The organism is Cryobacterium sp. GrIS_2_6, assembly GCF_035984545.1.
Taxonomy (GTDB): Bacteria; Actinomycetota; Actinomycetes; order Actinomycetales; family Microbacteriaceae; genus Cryobacterium.
The window spans coordinates 1,866,709-1,882,575 of sequence record NZ_JAXCHP010000001.1 but is presented as its reverse complement, the minus strand read 5'-3'; the positions used below and the strand labels follow the sequence as shown (position 1 = coordinate 1,882,575).

The 15,867-nt window shown below is 65.4% G+C and carries 23 protein-coding genes and 1 pseudogene; 12 read left to right on the top strand and 12 right to left on the bottom strand.

What is annotated here, in order from left to right; translation table 11 throughout:
• Positions 1-95 precede the first annotated feature (95 nt).
• Complete coding sequence (locus RCH22_RS09405) at positions 96-320, top strand: hypothetical protein (RefSeq protein ID WP_327013753.1); 225 nt, start codon at positions 96-98, stop codon at positions 318-320.
• A 103-nt stretch (positions 321-423) separates the two neighbouring features.
• The gene (locus tag RCH22_RS09400; protein WP_327015490.1) at positions 424-1,587 is read left to right on the top strand and encodes a low temperature requirement protein A; all 1,164 of its coding nucleotides are present in this window, start codon (positions 424-426) and stop codon (positions 1,585-1,587) included.
• A 270-nt stretch (positions 1,588-1,857) separates the two neighbouring features.
• On the opposite strand, the gene RCH22_RS09395 is transcribed toward RCH22_RS09400, so the two are convergent.
• From RCH22_RS09395 to RCH22_RS09385, 3 genes are read right to left on the bottom strand one after another with little or no spacing between them, the layout of a single operon-like run.
• On the bottom strand, positions 1,858-2,103 hold the full coding sequence (locus RCH22_RS09395; RefSeq protein WP_327013752.1) for a hypothetical protein: 246 nt from the start codon (positions 2,101-2,103) through the stop codon (positions 1,858-1,860).
• A gap of 15 nt (positions 2,104-2,118) precedes the next feature.
• The gene (locus tag RCH22_RS09390; RefSeq protein WP_327013751.1) at positions 2,119-2,571 is read right to left on the bottom strand and encodes a hypothetical protein; all 453 of its coding nucleotides are present in this window, start codon (positions 2,569-2,571) and stop codon (positions 2,119-2,121) included.
• A gap of 2 nt (positions 2,572-2,573) precedes the next feature.
• Positions 2,574-2,744: a hypothetical protein gene (locus RCH22_RS09385; RefSeq protein ID WP_327013750.1), complete on the bottom strand. Its 171-nt coding sequence runs from the start codon at positions 2,742-2,744 to the stop codon at positions 2,574-2,576.
• A 158-nt stretch (positions 2,745-2,902) separates the two neighbouring features.
• On the opposite strand from RCH22_RS09385, the gene RCH22_RS09380 reads away from it, so the two are divergent.
• Positions 2,903-3,040: a hypothetical protein gene (locus RCH22_RS09380; RefSeq protein ID WP_327013749.1), complete on the top strand. Its 138-nt coding sequence runs from the start codon at positions 2,903-2,905 to the stop codon at positions 3,038-3,040.
• Between the two features lie 16 nt (positions 3,041-3,056).
• On the opposite strand, the gene RCH22_RS09375 is transcribed toward RCH22_RS09380, so the two are convergent.
• The 3 genes from RCH22_RS09375 to RCH22_RS09365 form a co-directional block, all read right to left on the bottom strand.
• Complete coding sequence (locus RCH22_RS09375; protein WP_327013748.1) at positions 3,057-3,383, bottom strand: metalloregulator ArsR/SmtB family transcription factor; 327 nt, start codon at positions 3,381-3,383, stop codon at positions 3,057-3,059.
• A complete protein-coding gene (locus tag RCH22_RS09370) occupies positions 3,380-3,853 on the bottom strand; it encodes an SRPBCC family protein (RefSeq protein WP_327013747.1) in 474 nt (157 codons plus the stop codon). Before RCH22_RS09370 ends, RCH22_RS09375 begins: the two co-directional genes overlap by 4 nt.
• 64 nt (positions 3,854-3,917) lie before the next feature.
• A complete protein-coding gene (locus tag RCH22_RS09365; RefSeq protein WP_327013746.1) occupies positions 3,918-4,421 on the bottom strand; it encodes a hypothetical protein in 504 nt (167 codons plus the stop codon).
• Between the two features lie 149 nt (positions 4,422-4,570).
• On the opposite strand from RCH22_RS09365, the gene RCH22_RS09360 reads away from it, so the two are divergent.
• Positions 4,571-4,852, top strand: a complete 282-nt coding sequence (locus RCH22_RS09360) for a hypothetical protein (RefSeq protein ID WP_327013745.1) — start codon at positions 4,571-4,573, stop codon at positions 4,850-4,852.
• 50 nt (positions 4,853-4,902) lie between these two features.
• Here RCH22_RS09360 and RCH22_RS09355 read toward each other — a convergent pair whose 3' ends face one another.
• Together RCH22_RS09355 and RCH22_RS09350 are read right to left on the bottom strand one after the other, a co-directional pair.
• Positions 4,903-5,550 (bottom strand): NAD(P)H-binding protein, encoded by a 648-nt coding sequence (locus RCH22_RS09355; RefSeq protein WP_327013744.1) that lies wholly within the window; start codon positions 5,548-5,550, stop codon positions 4,903-4,905.
• Positions 5,547-6,563, bottom strand: coding sequence for a zinc-binding alcohol dehydrogenase family protein (locus RCH22_RS09350; protein ID WP_327013743.1), 1,017 nt, complete (start codon positions 6,561-6,563; stop codon positions 5,547-5,549). The genes RCH22_RS09355 and RCH22_RS09350 overlap by 4 nt, the downstream gene beginning before the upstream one ends.
• A gap of 226 nt (positions 6,564-6,789) precedes the next feature.
• Between RCH22_RS09350 and RCH22_RS09345 the strand changes: the two genes are divergently transcribed.
• Positions 6,790-7,347 carry a TetR family transcriptional regulator gene (locus RCH22_RS09345; protein WP_327013742.1) on the top strand — a complete coding sequence of 186 codons (558 nt, stop codon included), beginning with the start codon at positions 6,790-6,792 and terminating at the stop codon, positions 7,345-7,347.
• Positions 7,348-7,395: 48 nt separating this feature from the next.
• On the opposite strand, the gene RCH22_RS09340 is transcribed toward RCH22_RS09345, so the two are convergent.
• On the bottom strand, positions 7,396-7,968 hold the full coding sequence (locus RCH22_RS09340; protein ID WP_327015489.1) for a GntR family transcriptional regulator: 573 nt from the start codon (positions 7,966-7,968) through the stop codon (positions 7,396-7,398).
• Positions 7,969-8,185: 217 nt separating this feature from the next.
• On the opposite strand from RCH22_RS09340, the gene RCH22_RS09335 reads away from it, so the two are divergent.
• Both RCH22_RS09335 and RCH22_RS09330 read left to right on the top strand, forming a co-directional pair.
• A complete protein-coding gene (locus tag RCH22_RS09335) occupies positions 8,186-8,797 on the top strand; it encodes an N-acyl homoserine lactonase family protein (protein ID WP_327013741.1) in 612 nt (203 codons plus the stop codon).
• A gap of 419 nt (positions 8,798-9,216) precedes the next feature.
• Positions 9,217-9,567: a hypothetical protein gene (locus RCH22_RS09330; RefSeq protein WP_327013740.1), complete on the top strand. Its 351-nt coding sequence runs from the start codon at positions 9,217-9,219 to the stop codon at positions 9,565-9,567.
• A gap of 79 nt (positions 9,568-9,646) precedes the next feature.
• Here the strand turns inward: RCH22_RS09330 and RCH22_RS09325 are convergent, their stop codons facing one another.
• A complete protein-coding gene (locus tag RCH22_RS09325; RefSeq protein WP_327013739.1) occupies positions 9,647-10,342 on the bottom strand; it encodes an alpha/beta hydrolase in 696 nt (231 codons plus the stop codon).
• A 122-nt stretch (positions 10,343-10,464) separates the two neighbouring features.
• Between RCH22_RS09325 and RCH22_RS09320 the strand changes: the two genes are divergently transcribed.
• Entirely contained in the window at positions 10,465-10,590 is a 126-nt protein-coding gene (locus RCH22_RS09320; protein WP_327013738.1) for a hypothetical protein, read from the top strand.
• 109 nt (positions 10,591-10,699) lie between these two features.
• On the opposite strand, the pseudogene RCH22_RS09315 reads toward RCH22_RS09320, so the two are convergent.
• Positions 10,700-11,977: pseudogene (locus tag RCH22_RS09315) on the bottom strand (CitMHS family transporter); the annotation flags it as partial.
• Positions 11,978-12,030: 53 nt separating this feature from the next.
• Here RCH22_RS09315 and RCH22_RS09310 point away from each other — a divergent pair.
• The 3 genes from RCH22_RS09310 to RCH22_RS09300 all read left to right on the top strand — a co-directional run bounded on the left by RCH22_RS09310 (position 12,031) and on the right by RCH22_RS09300 (position 14,742).
• Entirely contained in the window at positions 12,031-12,894 is an 864-nt protein-coding gene (locus RCH22_RS09310) for an ATP-binding protein (RefSeq protein ID WP_327013737.1), read from the top strand.
• Positions 12,891-13,547, top strand: a complete 657-nt coding sequence (locus RCH22_RS09305) for a response regulator (protein ID WP_327013736.1) — start codon at positions 12,891-12,893, stop codon at positions 13,545-13,547. Before RCH22_RS09310 ends, RCH22_RS09305 begins: the two co-directional genes overlap by 4 nt.
• 247 nt (positions 13,548-13,794) lie before the next feature.
• Positions 13,795-14,742: a patatin-like phospholipase family protein gene (locus tag RCH22_RS09300; RefSeq protein ID WP_327013735.1), complete on the top strand. Its 948-nt coding sequence runs from the start codon at positions 13,795-13,797 to the stop codon at positions 14,740-14,742.
• A 27-nt stretch (positions 14,743-14,769) separates the two neighbouring features.
• Here RCH22_RS09300 and RCH22_RS09295 read toward each other — a convergent pair whose 3' ends face one another.
• Complete coding sequence (locus RCH22_RS09295; protein ID WP_327013734.1) at positions 14,770-15,255, bottom strand: cupin domain-containing protein; 486 nt, start codon at positions 15,253-15,255, stop codon at positions 14,770-14,772.
• Positions 15,256-15,510: 255 nt separating this feature from the next.
• Between RCH22_RS09295 and RCH22_RS09290 the strand changes: the two genes are divergently transcribed.
• Entirely contained in the window at positions 15,511-15,669 is a 159-nt protein-coding gene (locus RCH22_RS09290; RefSeq protein ID WP_166787437.1) for a hypothetical protein, read from the top strand.
• Positions 15,670-15,867 lie beyond the last annotated feature (198 nt).

Sequence of the window (15,867 nt, the reverse complement as noted above, 5' to 3'; positions counted from 1 at the left end):
CTCGACGGAAGCGCACGCGAGGCACCGGTGCTTCTCCCACCCGAGTACCGCGACCTTGCGGGTGACCCGCGAGTTGGACTCCCACCCCAACACCCGTGGCACTCTGGTATGCCGGAATGGTGACAGGGAGTAGCGACTTTCTTGACTGCGGCCTAGGGCGTTTCCAGGAACTGGAGGAAAATCCAGAAATCGTGGAGGAAAACCGCTTCCGCGATCTGGCGCGATCGCCGCGCTGCTGCCTTCGTGAGCAGCCCACCAAACCGCCATCGGCGAAACTGTTCACGAAACCAGTCATTAAGCCGAAACAGAAACGCTCCTGAGGATTCTCAGGAGCGTTTTCGAATCGAGATGGGACGCAACTCGGTCTAAACTTCGGCGTGAGCGTTCCTTCGCCAGCCCGTTGCTCGTTCAGGAGGTGCCTCCATCTCGATAGCAGAGTCGACCGTCCACACGGGACGGCGGGTCCACGGGCTCGAATTGTTCTTCGACCTGGTGATCGTGGCCTATATCGGACAGATTGCCCACACCATGCACGGCGATCCGTCATGGATGGATGCGGTCGCGTTCGTAGGTTTACTGGCCGCCGCATGGTGGGCATGGGTAAACGCCACAATTACAATGAGCTTGTTCGGCGCGCGGATTAGTCCTTCCATGTGGATATCCGTGGCAATCGCCATGGCCGCAATCGGTGTAATGGCCGCGGCTGTGCCCGATGCCCTTGGCGATCGAGCCGCCGCATTTGCTATCGGCAATACCCTGCTACGGCTGGTCTGGGCAGTGCCGGGGCTCATTAATCGCCAATCGGTCGGCAACCCATGGTGGCGGTCGGTGCTCTACAGTCTCGTTCCGGCCTCGATATGGCTTGTCTCGATCCTGGCCGCGCCCCCCTGGCAATATGCGATCTGGGCTATAGCAGTGGCTATCGAGATCGTTTTGTTGAGCTTCCTCGGTGGTCAGCAGGTGCGGCTGCGCAATGCACTTGACGTCGGTCATCTCGCTGAGCGAGTGGGCTTGTTGGTAGTGATCGTTTTCGCTGAGTCAATCCTGACAATCATCGCTGAGCTCGACGCCCACTGGGCGCCATCATCAGGCCTGACCGCCGCTCTGGGGTTCGCAGCAGTGTCGATGCTTGCCTGGATTTACTTCAGCTATGCCGCCTCGTCTGTCGAGCGCGGACTGCAGCGACTGCAACTGCGTGGGAGCGTCGGTGGAATCCGCGACACTGTGATGTACCTGCCGTTCCTGCTTGTGGCAGGCATCACGCTGTTCGCCGCTGCACTTGGTACAGCAGTAGCCGATGCCGGGCAACTCCTGCCATCGGGCGCCGCGATTTCTCTCAGCGCTGGCATCAGCCTCTTCTTCGCGGCAAGTGCCGCCGAGTCGCTGCGTTACGGTGCCCCCTGGCGGCGTTTGGCCGCCTGGGCACCGGGTGGCATCCTGTTGCCGTGGGCACTGGTGCCGCTCTCGACGCAGGTGGCTGCTGAAGGGGTGGTCGCGGTATCTGTCGGGGTCATAGCCATTCTGATCGCACAGTTTGCGATCAGCGCGTGGCGCGCGCATGCGCACTTGGCCGCTGCCGATAAGTAGGGCAGGACGCGAGCAGAACGACCCTGTGTGGAAAGCCGTCTACAGGCGTTTCTGGAAAGAGTCTCGCGACGCTACCGATAGCGTCGCCCCGGCGGTGCTGAGTGACCACACTGGATGGACTGGGTTTCCTTGCCGCGAACAGCACGAGTCAGGATTCGGCGAGAACGGGTAGCCATCATGATGTAACCCTTCGGTCGACCCGGGGCGCCAGCTCCTACGATGGCGCTGGCTCCGGGCGAGATCTGCAATGCAATCTCGGGGTCGGCGCAGCTACTCCACGGGCGGCCCGCGCCAGTCCACGCTGATTCGAAGTCGAGAAAACCCCGGCATAAGAACGGCCAGAACGAGAAGGACCACGGCACCGACGACATCCACCCCGGGCCCGCCTTCTCGTGTCGCAATGATGAGCAATGTCGCTGCGGCGGCAAACAGTGAAACGCTCATGATCGCAAACAGTGGAACCGTGACGGTGGTGATCCAGGCACCGGTCTCTGTCGGCGCAAGCACGAGCTCCACCGGATGCTGTTCGGGTTAGGCAGCCACCCACCGGTGCGCGAGCAGGAACGGAATAAGGCCGTACCCGAGCAACGCCATGAGCAGCAGTGGCCACGCACCGACCTGCGGTTCCGTGCCGGGACCGGAGGTGATCGTTGATCCGGCAATCATCAGCCAGGATCCGGTTGCCAGCCCCGCCGCGAATCCGCTCCACAGAAACGTCTTGCGGCGAGTCGGGGCCGCGCCCTCCCGTAACGCGAACGTTGCACTGAGGGCCGAGCCCAAGCAGACCAACGCAAAGAGCGCGACCGCCACCCCCGTCGGCCACGTCGAACTAACCCCATGGCTGCCCCACTGGCGGGGCAGGTCGGACGGAAGCTCTGCGCGCCAGATGAGCCAGGTCGTGGCAACCGCGGCGAGGGGGATCCAGACAGTGACCGCAGCGAGGACATCACGAACGCGTGCTCGTCCAGAACTACGTGCACCCATGGTTAGACTCCTTCGATCAGTCGGCGCATCTCCGGCTCGGACAGTCCCAGTTTCCGTGCTTCGGTGCGGAACTGCTCGGCGATTTCGGCCAACCGCACGAAACTGGGTTCGACGTCCTGACGGACCCAAGCCCCGCGGTCCAGCCGGTGCTCTTCGGAGAGATCGTCATGCATGTCGGCCCCCTTTCTGCGTACCGGTGGCTGTTGACATCCAGTATGCGCACGGGCTCCCACGCGACCGGCACAAGGCGTGTGGAAATTTTCTCGACCCGATCAGGGCCAATTTGTCATGAATCGGCCGCGGATGACATTCAATAGTCAAGGGGGTGGTCATGGAGGCTGCGGGGGAGTCCGACCGGGTGCTGTTGCACTGGTCGGTCACGGGGGATCGCCGCGCGTTCGGGCTGCTGTTCGGCCGGCATGCGCGGGCGGTCACCGGGTACGCCTGTATCTTCCCTCCTGCGAGCTGAGGAGGCAAACGGGCGTTCACTCCGACTCCAGCCCCTCCGCGATCTGCTTGATCGTCGCCAGGCGGCGGTCCCACTGTGCCCCGAGGAGGTCGAGTCGCCGCGCGGTCTCCGTGAACTGGCTGCCCAGCACCCGGTACTGCACTTCGCGACCCACTCTCACCGGCTCGACGAGTCCGACGTCCTGCAGCACCGCAAGGTGCTTGGCGATCGCCTGGCGCGAGACGGGCAGGACCTCGGCGAGGGCGGACGCCGATGCGTCCGCCCCGCCGAGCGCTGCCAGGATGCTCCAGCGCGTGTCATCGCCGAGGGCGGCGAAAACGGGAACGAGGGTGGACGCGGTCACTCGGAACCTTCGAGGTAGGCGACCAACTCGTCCAGCTCGAAGTCCCACCCGCCGCGGTTGCCGTCCATGCTCGCGGCGGGGTCGCGGAGGGCGTCGAACCCTGATTCGACGACCGTGAGTTGCGTGCCGGCATCCACCGTTTCGAGGGTGAAGCGGAAGACGGTGGTCTCGCCCGACTCGAGAGTGGATGCGGCGGCGTTGCTGTTGCCCCAGCGGTAGGCGATCATGCGCGGTGGGTCGAGTTCTTCGATGCGGACCGGGAAATCACCATGGTCGGACCAGCCGAAGACACCGGTAGTGCCGACCGCAAGCGGCGCGAGGGTGGCGTGCTCTGGAAACCAGCGGGCGATGTGCTGCGCCTCGGTGACCGCGGCCCAGACCTTCTCGATGGGGGCTGCGATGGTGATGGTTCGTGAGACGGTGAACTTGTCCGTATCGACAACGGACAACTCGTTGATCTTCATACTCATGATGCTTCATCCCTTCGGTTGATTAATGCAATCTCAGAGTTGCACAAATTCACGCAAGGTGCAACTAAAGGGTTGCATTGAGCCTGCCTGCCCGGTTACGCAGGCTCCTCAGCCCGGCGCGGATCTCATCGATGAGGATCTCCGGCTGTTCGAGAGCGGCGAAGTGTCCGCCATTGTCGGCCTCGGCGTAATGGATCAGGTCGCTGTAGGTGTCTTCGATCCAGGTTCGCGGCAACCGGGGGATGTCTCGGGGGAACACGGTCACGGCGACCGGCAATGTGAGGTGCGGACCGGCCATGGTGGCCGATCGGTTCTCCCAGTAGATGCGGGCCGACGAGGCGGCGCTGTTGGTGAACCAGGAGAGCGATATCGAGTCCAGAATGGAATCGACGCTGAGGGCGTCCTCCGCCAGCCCGTGGTTGTCCGTCTTGGACTGGTATTTCTCGTAGATCCAGGCCGCTTGGCCTGCCGGAGAGTCCGCCAGCGCGAATCCGACGGTCTGCGGCTTGGTGCCCTGCAGGTGATTCGACCCCCCGAGAGGTCCGGCATAGAGGGTCAAGCCCTCCACTGCGCGCCGCTCCTCGGGTGTCAGCGTGGCGGGGATGTGGGCCGGGACGGCGTACGGCGTGTTCAGGTGGATGCCGAGGAGGCCTGCGGGCTGCGTGGCGCCGAGGGCCGTGGTGACAGCCCCGCCCCAGTCGCCACCGGGTGCTGGTCGTGCTCCGACGCGGCGAGTTCGGGGAGGACATCCATGCCCTCCTCGGACCGGTTGACACGGCGCTTGCCGACCTGGTCCAACGGGGACAAGACAGTGGCGTTTTCGGTCGGCACCTCCCCGCGGATGTCCTCAGCCAGGTGGCCTGGTCGGCCGTGTTCGCCATCGCCGGCAACGACCTCTCCCGGAAGACACTCGCCGTCTCAGCCCCGACAATAACCAGCCTGCTTCTGCTCGGAGTTCCCGAACCGCGCGCGCGGGCGTTGGCCGATCGCCGATCCTGATGGATGTTTGCCTAGTCGACGCCGTCGACCCCGACCTGGCGGGTCCAAGGTTATTTTCGATAGCTGCTGAGGTCGCAGGTGTGAATGGCGGTCGGATCCGAGAGGAGCCGGTAGCCGTGCGCCGCGCAGTCTCGGAAGGTGGCGATACTCACCCGGCGACTGGATCGCTCCAGATCGCCTTTTGATGGTCCGTCCGAGCCGATTCCGGCCCGGTGAACCATCCATTCGATGTCCATGGCTTCGTCTGCCAGGTATCGCATGACTGCTTCGTTGTCTTCGTGCTGACCGATGTGTCCGCGCGCGATGGTGTTTCTGATCGCCCACAGTGCCGGTGACAGTCTCCGGTTCGGAGGGGCGCTGAGTCCGCCCGCCTGGTAGAGAAAGCGGCGGACTCCGTGGCGTCTCATTGCGGGCACCAGGTCCCGCACGAAGGCGGTGTTGATCTTCTGCGTCTTCTGCAACTGCGCATCGCCCAGCAGCGACACCACGAAATCGGCGCCGTCGACGAGCCGATCGAGGTCAGGGGAATCGGTGATCGATCCCTGGTGGATCTCAAGGTTCGGGATGGTGCTGTCGAGCTTTGCGGGGTTTCGGGCGAGTACCTTGACGTGGTGTCCGTCGTTGAGAGCCAGCGAAATGAAATGCCTGCCGGTCTGCCCGGTTGCGCCGAACACCAGAAACGTCTGTTGAGTGCTCATGGGTCGATCTCCTCAGGGTCGATGGTGACGACGAGCTTGGTCGCAGAGAGGCCCTTGCGGAGTGCTGCCAGCGCCCCGGGCACGTGCTCCAGTCCGATTCCGAAGATTCTCGGGTCGGGTGCCGGCCGGAATTGTCCGGTGCTGAGTGCCACCGGAAGGAAGTCCCGGAAGATTGCTGGCCCGACCGGGGACTGCACAGGGGTGCCGCCCCAGATGCTCGTCACACGGATGCCGCGCGCGCGTGCGAGGAGTGACCGCGAGCGTGTGAGCGGGTCGGGGTATGCAGACGCTATGCGCTTCGTGCCGGTGGTGCGGCCCACGATGCGCAGGGCGTGGCTGAGCGCCCCGCTTCCGATCGCAATCGTGCCGGCCAGGTGGCGGTGCCCTACCGCTTCCACGATCTGCTGATCCACCTCGTGGTCGCGGTAATCGAAGACTGCTTCCGCTCCAAGAGTCCGCACGAAGTCGTGGTTTCGGCGCCCGGCTGTGGCGATCACCGTGTAGCCGCTGGCTCGCGCGAGCTGCACAGCGTTGCTGCCGACACTCGTCGAGGCGCCCCACACGAGAACGACTTCACCACGAGGCGACGGCGATGTGGTCGGAAGCGGCAGAGCGAGCTGGTCTACCTCGTACAGTCCCGCGGCCGCGGTCGACACCGCGAGCGGCAGAACCGCTGCCTGCTCGAATGTCACGGTGGCGGGCAGCTCGGCACAGACACGCTCGAGAACCGTGACGTACCGCTGGAAGCCCCCTTCTTCGGAACTGTTGCGCAGCCGCTCTTGTCCGGCCGCGTAACCAACGACCCGGTCTCCCACCTGGAATCGTGTCACTCCGTCGCCAACAGCGGCGATCTCCCCGGCCACGTCGCTGCCGATGACGGTCGGATACCGCATCCATGGAGTAACGAGGCGACGGAAGGGCCCGGTGATCGCGTCGACGGGGTTGACCGCTACCGCCCGGACTCGCACGACGACCTGACCCGGCCCCGGTGTCGGGTGGGTAGACGTTCGCACCTCAAAACCTCCTCGAACATCGAGAAGCCAAAGCGCTTCGTTCGCTTCGCTCACGTCAGTACCGTTCACGCCAGTGCCGCTCACGGCTGCAACGCTGACGTCACTGCCGTGGGGATCGCTCGGTGAATTTTCGCCGGTGTCTTCATTGTGGTCTCCTCTTCAAACAATGACATTTCGTGTCATCCTATAACCCATTACACGTCGTGTCATCACGTAGACTCGTGTCATGCGATGGGCACCAGACGCGCGCGGCCGCCTCCAGGGAGCGGCGTTCGAGCTGTTCTCCGAACAGGGGTACTCGGCGACGACCGTTCCCCAGATCACAGCTCGGGCGGGCCTGACAACGAGGACGTTCTTTCGCTATTTCGCCGACAAGCGAGAAGTGATCTTCGGCGGCGACGAGATCCCGGAACGAGCCGCCCAGCTGATCGCCGAGGCCCCCGTAGGCCTTGCGCCCATGGACGTCATCCGACTGGTGTTGCACCGAGTCGCGGCCGAGCAATTCGAGGGGCATCGGGAACAGACTGCGGCGGTGCGCGCAATCATCCACGCGAACGACTCGCTTCGCGACCGGGATGCTCGCAAACGCGACGACCTCGTACGCGCCGCTCGCGCGGCGTTCATCGAGCGCGGTGAGTCGCCCCACGGTGCCACCGTCGTCGCGGAGCTGGGTATCCTCATCTTTCAGGTCGCTCTCGACGAATGGGCCATCGATGAAGAATCACGATCGATGACGAGCGTCATCGACACCGTCATGACCCTGGTTGCTCGTGCGTCTCCCTGACCGGTGGCACCGGAGCTCAGCCAACGGTTGGACGGCGGGGTAGTGGGTTCAACCTGACGGAACGGTCGTCTGTTTCTGGAGGGCTTCGGCGAGTGTGCGGATTCCGAGGCTGATCTGGTGCTGGCTGACGTTGCCGAAACCGAGCACGAGGGCGGGCGGGAGTGGGTCTCCCGCATCCGACGCAGGTGTCGGTCGAATCTGCCGGTCTCCATGAGCAGCGCGAGCGCCTCCTGGTCGAATCCAAGGGCTCCGCGACTGCTGAGTCGCTTCTCCTCGACTATCCCCGGCACGAATCGCGGCGGTGCGAGAACCCAGCCCAGTCGGACGGCGGGCGCGAGCGTCTTGCTCACCGCGCCAGGGCCGGGGCGGGGGAGAGGCCGATGTCGCGAGGACGGGGAACGACTGTCGGGCCGGTCCGCCGTCCGGCATCTCGGCGACCCGCGTCCCGGAGCCGACTGCCGCCTCGAGGTACCCCTCGGCCACCAACTGATCATAGACGTCGACGATCGTGCCTCGTGAGATACCGAGCACGTCCGCCAGACGACGCGTCGATGGGAGGCGCTCACGGGCGGCCAGCCGTCGATCGCGGATGGCCGCGCGCAGCTGGTGCTGAATCTGCACGCCGAGCGGAGCGATACCGCTCTCCAGCACCACGAGAAGGTCGGGGTCTCCGCGCCCCCAGTGCACCGTCACACGCTCACCCTCGCGAATGGTCCACTCAATGGATCAACAATTGGCCCTTCACGCTGGACCGCAGAACTTCTAGGTTGGGTGCTGTGAACCTCGGAGTCTGGGCTGAACGAACGACAACATCCGCACCTCGTAAAGGAGACGCATCATGAACGCCCCCATCACAATCACGCCCATCCATGTCGGTGACCTGACCGCAGAGGGCTACGCAATGCCTGTCTACGTGCACCTCATCGAACATCCCGATGCGAGAGTGCTCGTCGACACCGGCTTCACAGAGATCCACCCCGCGGCGGCCGATCTCGACCCTCGCCCCCACTCTCTCAACGAGCAGGCATTCGACCTCGATAGTGTGGACATCGTCGTCAACACACACCTTCACTTCGACCACTGCGGTGGGAACCACCTCTTCCCCGGCACTCCGATCTACGTCCAGCGCCAGGAACTTGACGATGCCCGCTCGGAAGACAACTACACCATCCGAGAATGGGTGGACCCGCCCGGTGTGCGCTACGTGCCCGTCGATGGACCATTCGACCTGCTTCCCGGGATTCGCCTCCTCCCGGCGCCGGGCCACACCCGCGGCTCACAGATCGTTGTCGTCGACACGGGCGAGCGCCCGACAATCATCGCCGGAGACACCGCGGTGTGGTTCGGCGAACTGGACAACCCCGAGACCGACGGCCAGCTGCTGATCCGCTCGCTGCATCCTGAACCCGTCTGGATCACTCACGAGCACACGTCCTGGACCGCTGGTTAGCGGTCTGGATCCCCGGGTGTGACGGCTGGCTCGTCGCACCGCGTACACACGACACGCGAATTCAGCTCCCGCGCGCCGGGAGACCTGCGGGGAGCACTGATGAGCACGGCCCCGGACCGCGTGCAGAATGGATCCAGCCACGATGGCGAACCGTCCCGGCCTGGGATATCGGGTCTAGGCTCCCTCGTCTACGTTGTTCACGCCCTTGGGGATCCGAAGCACACACTGCAGTAGCTGAACGGAGCGAACCATGACCCCTGCACACACCATCGCCACCACCGGTGCAACCGGCGGCGTCGGTGGTCTGGTCGCCCGCGACCTCGCCGACCGGGGCTCCACTCAACGCCTGCTGGTGCGCACGCCGGCCAAAGCACCCCGGCTTCCGAACAGCACCGTGCACCCGTTCAGGTGCGTCGTTCGTGTCCCGCGCGGACGTCGCCCGCACGGCAGTGGCGGCACTGGTCGACCCGGCCCCGCACGCCGCACGTCCCTACGAAATCACCGGCCCGGAGGCGCTCACCCTGACCGAGGTCGCGGCCACCATCAGCCGCATCCGCGGCCAGGACATCACTTTTCATGACGAGAGCATCGAGGAGGCCTACCGGTCCCGCGCCTGCTACGGGGCCCCCGACTGGCAAGTGGATGCCTGGGTCAGCACCTACACCGCGATCGCAAGCGGCATCATGGCCCCGGTCAGCGACAGCGTCGAGCAGATCACCGGCACGGCTCCGATGAACCTCGAGACGTACGTCAGCACGCACACTCGTTGATCTGGGCGGCCGCGTCAGCGGCGACACCGACACGCCGAGCAGACTGAAGCAGGGAGCGGTTCCGATGACTCCCGGGCATTCACCCGAGGGACATAAGCCAGTCGTCGATGGCAGCGCGTGCAGCGTCCGGCTGCTCCTGCATGAGAAAATGGCCGGCATCTTCGATGACGGTGAACGACGCCGCCGGCAGGGCGGCTGCTGTTTCTTCGGCGGCGTCGATGGGGATGAGACGGTCCGCGGCGCCATGGATGATCGCCGTCGGACACTCGATCGACGGCAGAAGTGAACGCAGATCGGCGCGCTGGATAACTGCCCGCTGTTGGCGGAGAAAGGCATCCGCGCCGACAGGCGAGGCCATGGCGCGCCAGGCGGCCAGCAAAGTCTGGTCGGACTCACGGCCCGCTGCGACGACGCCGGCAAAAGCGGCGTCAACGAGAGCATCGAACTGCCCGTCCTCGACGAGTGCGGATTGGCGTTCACGTGCCTGCACCTGCTCGAGGCTGTCCGCTCGCGCGGAGGTGCTCACGAGGGCGAGCCCGGCGACACGATCGGAGGCCTGCCGGAATACTTCGAGGGCGACATAGCCTCCCATGCTGGTGCCGAGAACAGCGATCTCGCCGACGTTCTCCTTCAGGATCCGTTCGGCCATCGCTGCGATCGTGTCGTCGCGGCGGGTGTCCGCCAGGGTGACCTGGCCATGCCTCCAGACCGTGTCGATCACCGGTGCATAGGCGAGTGGTGAACACAGCAGTGGAGGTATCAATACGATCTTCATAGAGGCAGCCTCGCACGACCCGCCGACAGTCGTCCGGCCGAACGCCGCCCCTCGATGCGTTCTTCGCGGGCGACAGCGCCGAGGCGAAGGCGCAGGTCAGGGCGTTTCTGGAGAGCTTGGGCATGCGTCCCCTCGACGCAGGAGCGCTCGAGATGGCGCACGCTCTTGAATGGGCAGGCATCCTCCTGGTGGGCCTGGCAGCCGACGGCGCCGGCTTCGACATCGACTTGGGCGCGAAGGTCCTCTGAAGTTTCGCTCCCGACGGGCACCCACCCGGTCACGGAAGTAAGAGAGCCTTGCCGGGCAGGGGGCCGAGGTGGCTCAGGGAGGAGCTCAGGCCCGGGGATGCCCCAGCGTTCAGCCGAACGGGACGGCGCCGACAAGCACTCCGACGACCAGCATGACAAGCGAGATCACGCAGGCCCGCCAGAGCACTTTCCTGTGGTGGTCGCCGAGGTTGACGCCTGCAAGAGAGACGAGCAGAAGAATGGCCGGTACCAGCGGGCTCTGCAGGTGAACGGGCTGACCGATGATCGAGGCGCGGGCCATCTCGACCGGGGAGATCACGTAGGTTGCTGCGCTCTCGGCGAGAACGGGAAGAATTCCGAAGTAGAACGCGTCGTTGGACATGAAGAAGGTCATCGGAATGGAGAGAACTCCGGTGATGACCGCGAGGTACTCACCCATCGATGCCGGCACGACCTGGACGACCCAGTCAGCCATGGCCGTGACCATCCCAGTACCGTTCAGCACTCCGACCAGGACGCCCGCGGCGAGCACCATCGAGACGACGCCGACGATGCTGGGGGCGTGCGCGACGATCTCGTCGGCCTGGCTACGGAGCGTCGGAAAGTTGATCACGAGCGCCACCCCGGTGCCCACCATGAAGATATAGGCCAAGGGCATGACATCGAGCACGAGCAGCACCATGACGGCGACGGTGAGCGCGAGGTTCACCCAAATGAGTTTGGGCCGCAGCGTCGGCCGATCCGCCCGCATCATCGTGTCGGCCATCATCGTGTCGTGATCTTCGGCGTCGAGCACCTTCTGTTCGGCCAGGGCCGTGCGACCCACCGGCCCACGCTGGCCCGGCCGCACCGTCACGATGCCGGTCGTCGACAGGGTTGCCGCTGCACCCGGACTGACCTCCGTGCCGCGCACGACGCGGTTGCCGCCGAAGAAGCCGCGCCAGAAGCCGGGCGACGCCACCGGTGCGGCATTCGCCTGCGCAGCCTGTGAGTACTCGAGCGACCCGATGCGCTTGCGTTCGCCAAGCCCGAGGAACCAGGCGAACGCCAGTGCAATGATGACTCCCGTCGCAAGAGACGGCAGCATCGGCACGAAGATGTCCGTCGGCGACACGCCGAGCGCCGATGCCGCCCGCACGGTGGGGCCACCCCACGGCACGATGTTGAGCGTGCCGTTCATCAGGCCTGCAACGCAGGTGAGCACGACCGGACTCATGCCCAGACGCAGGTAGATCGGCAGCATCGCTGAGGTCGTGATGATGAAGGTCGTGGACCCGTCGCCGTCGAGCGACACCGCGCCGGCTAGGATCGCCGTGCCGAGGACGACCTTGGCCGGGTCGTTGCCGAGGAAGCGGGTGATGAACCGGATGAGGGGATCGAACAGCCCGCATCTGGGACCTGGTCGGACGCCGCATCCGCGACCTCGAATTGCCGGGGCCGGTGGTCGCAGCCCTGGCTGGTGAGCCGAAGACGCCGTCTCAGGGAAGGCGGGGAACGGATGCCGCCGATCCGGTCGTACTCGCCAACCATGTCGTCTACATCGACACTCACGTGGTGTCGCGGGCGAATCGGGACCTGGGCCTGATCGCGGTGATCCGCGACCGCACCGACATCGTGAGTCTCACGGACCGCCTGGAAACCGTGGCGTCGATGACCGAAGCACTTCGGGTGCAGCGCCACGAGTTCGCAAACCGCCTGCACGTGACGGCCGGTCTGATGGATGCGGGCCGCGTGTCCGACGCGCGGGGCTACCTCGACGACGTGCTGCAGGCGTCACGCACCCCCGGCGGTCCGTTCGCCGGCGAGCACCTGACCGAGCCATTCCTGGTGTCGCTGGTGGAAGCTAAGGGCGCGCAGGCCGGTGAGCGCGGAGTCCGCTTGTCGGTGGGTCTGGACTCACTCGTGCGCGGGGTCGTCTCTGCGCCCGCGGATGTGGCCACCGTGCTCGCCAACCTCATTGAGAACGCGGTGAGTGCAGCTGTGTGCGGTCGGCAGCCTGGTTGGGTGGAGGTGGAACTGCTCGACGACGGTGACACGCTCGTCATGACCGTGGCCGACTCCGGGCAGGGCGTGCCCAACGGGGCACGCGTGTTCAGTGATGTGCGGAGCACGGACCTGGATCCGGGCGAGGTGCATGGGCGGGGCATCGGCCTTCCGCTCGTGAGCGAGATCGCGGCGCGCCTCGGCGGAGAGGTGTGGCTGGCCGACGCCGGAGGCCGGGATGGAAACGGTGCGGTGTTCTGCGCCCGCCTGCCCGGGGTTATGGGGGCGCCGGCCCGCCCAGCACAAGGAGAAGAACAATGACCGATACGATTTCCGTGCTCGTCGTCGATGACGACTTCCATGTCGGCGGCCTTCATCGCGATATCGTCGATGCGTGTGCCGGCTACACCGCCCTTGAGCCAGTTCGGGGAGTGCGGGCCGCGCGCGCAGCGGTGCGGGATTTGTCGCCCGACCTCGTCATCTGCGACGTCTACCTTCCCGATGGCGACGGGATCGCCTTCGTCGCAGAGATCGACGTTGACGCGTTCATGATCAGTGCGGCGTCGGATGGCGCCACCGTGCGCCGCGCCCTCCGCGCCGGCGCGCTGGACTACCTCATCAAGCCGTTCGAACCCGCGCGATTGAGCGAACGGCTGGGGGCATATCGTCGGTTCCGCACCCTGGTCGCCGAGGACCGCCAACTCGACCAGGATGCCATCGAAAGGGCCCAGCGGGTGCTGCACGGCCGGGACGGTGGAGTCGCGTCGGTGTCGCGGTCCACGACCGAGAAGTTGCTCATCGAACTGCTCCAGGACGGCGAATCATCCGCAAGCCTGATTGCCGGCCGCGCCGGTCTGTCCCGCGCGACGGCGCAGCGGCACCTTGCCGCCCTGGCAACCCGCGGTGACGTCGACGTGACCCTCCGCTACGGTTCGACCGGTCGCCCCGAGCACCGATACAGCGTTCGACGCTGAGCGTCGGGTTCTCAGGCGCACGCGGCGGGCCCGATGCGACAGGATCGGCGCCGCATGATCTTAAAGAAGTCTCATCGGTTGGCTCTCCGACCCCGAACGGGTAGAGTTCTCCTGAACGTGACACGATCTGAGGAGGTGAGCCCGATGCACACACTGTCCACTCTGGGCGCTCCTATCGAGTTCACGATCGCGCGACAGACGTAGCCGTCGCGGGGAGCGCTTGACGCCCTCTCAGAAAGCTACGACTATGAATCAATACCGTTTGCACAATGCGGAGCCGATCTCAGGCGACGTCTCCCCGCACCCTTCCCGCACAGCCCTGGTCCTCGGTGGCGGCGGATCGACGGGTAACGCATGGCTGATCGGGGTCATCGCCGGCCTGTACGAGGCCGGTCTCGACGTGACCGACGCCGATCTCATCATCGGGACCTCGGCCGGAGCGACAGCTGCGGCTCAGCTCGCGGGCGCGAGTCCCGCTGACCTCCTGGCGCCCACTCTGGTCGCCGTGCCCGTGTCTGCGCAGCGCACCGCCGCGGCCGGTTCGGACGGCCATCGCGCTGAGGCCGCCCCGGTGACCGATCACCTGGAACGTACTCGCCGCATCATCGCCGCCGCCGAGGACGCGGCCGACATGCGTCGCAGAATGGGTGCCGTTGCGCTCGACCTGGCCGCAGCATCAGACCCGGCGGTGCAGGCCCGGTGGCGCTCCACCGTGGCCTCGCGCCTGCCCAGCCACGACTGGCCCGAACGAAGGGTGCAGATCACCGCGGTCAATGCGGATACGGGTGCGCCGGTGGTGTTCGACCGGCACAGCGGGGTCGATCTGGTGGACGCCGTGGCCGCCAGCTGTGCCAGTGGCTTCGCCTACGGTATCGGCGGCAGCCGATATATCGACGGCGGTTACCGGTCCAACGCCGAGAACGCCGATCTGGCTGCCGGGTACGAGCGAGTGCTGGTGCTGTCACCGTTCGGCGGCCGGGCACTGACGCCGGTGGCGTGGGGCCTGCATCTTGCAACCCAGGTCGACGCGCTGCGCGCAGGCGGCAGCCGCGTCGAAACGATCTTCCCCGAGAGCAGCGCCGAACACCTGTTCGGCGCCAGGGCCATGGACGTCTCGTTGCGCCCGTCCGCCGCCCAGGCCGGATTCGACCAAGGCCGTGTCCGTGCGGAGCGGCTTACCGAGTTCTGGCGCTGAAGGACGCCGCCTCAGGGCTCAGGGGAGCTACGAGGAGCTTGCTTCCTCGTCGGGTCGGGACGAGGCGGGTTGCTGTGTCCAGGCGGGCGGTGTGTCCGTTCCGGCTCTTTCGTCGACCGCGGCGTCGGCGGCCGTTTTGTGGATATTCCCGGCGGCGTGGTGGACCGGTGCGTAGATGACGTAGAGGTTCATTGGTCCGTCACCGATATTGGTGACGTTGTGCCAGGTGCCCGCGGGGACGAGGATGCACCACCCGTCAGAAACGTCCTGCTCGAAAACGAGGTTGTCTTTCTCCGGCCCCATCTGTGCCCTCCCGGCGCCCGCATCGAGGCGCAGGAACTGATCGGTGTCGGGGTGCATTTCAAGTCCGATGGATTCTCCGGCAGGGATGCACATCAGGGTGACCTGCAAATACTTGCCGCTCCAGGCCACGGTTCGATAGTTCGTGTTCTCGGTGGTGGCGGTTTCCAGGTCGAAAGAGTCCGGGTGGGGGCCGATGTCGCTGCGAGTCATGGTGGAGGTTCCTTTTTCTCGGGGGCTTACCCCCAGTCTCGTTGAATCGACTGTGGTTGGCTACCGTTCAGAGCCGTCACGGTGTGTGCGCGGTGGCTGCGGTGGTCGGACGAACGGAGGGACTCCGCTCCTGCGACGTCGATGCCCGCGCGTAGGCTGGATCATGGCATCGTGTGCCGCATCACACATACACACTTCGCTGGTTGCCCAAGACCCCGGCAGCTCCGTTTTTCTCGCAAGTCAAGGGAGCAACACATGAATCTCTTCGTCATCGTCGCCATCATCGCGGTTGTCTTGCTGGTGGTGGGTGGTTTCGTTCAAGCCCTCCAGTTCCTGCTCTGGGTTGGCGCTGTCCTCCTGATTATCGCGATCATCGGGTGGGTCCTTCGCGCCGTCAGGGGAAGCAACCGCTGATCCGGGTGACCGACCCGCCCGGCCAGTGAGGCGATCGACCACCCGGAGCCGCTCGCGTCATGTTACGTCGAGTCGCTCCGGGTGTCGCTGATGTAACTGCCTCGACTCGGCGTCACTAGGAGCAGCGGCCGCAGCCGGTTCTGCGACTATGCGCAGGCCGGCCGGCGTGTTGGACAGTCCGACCAATTGCTCCAACCA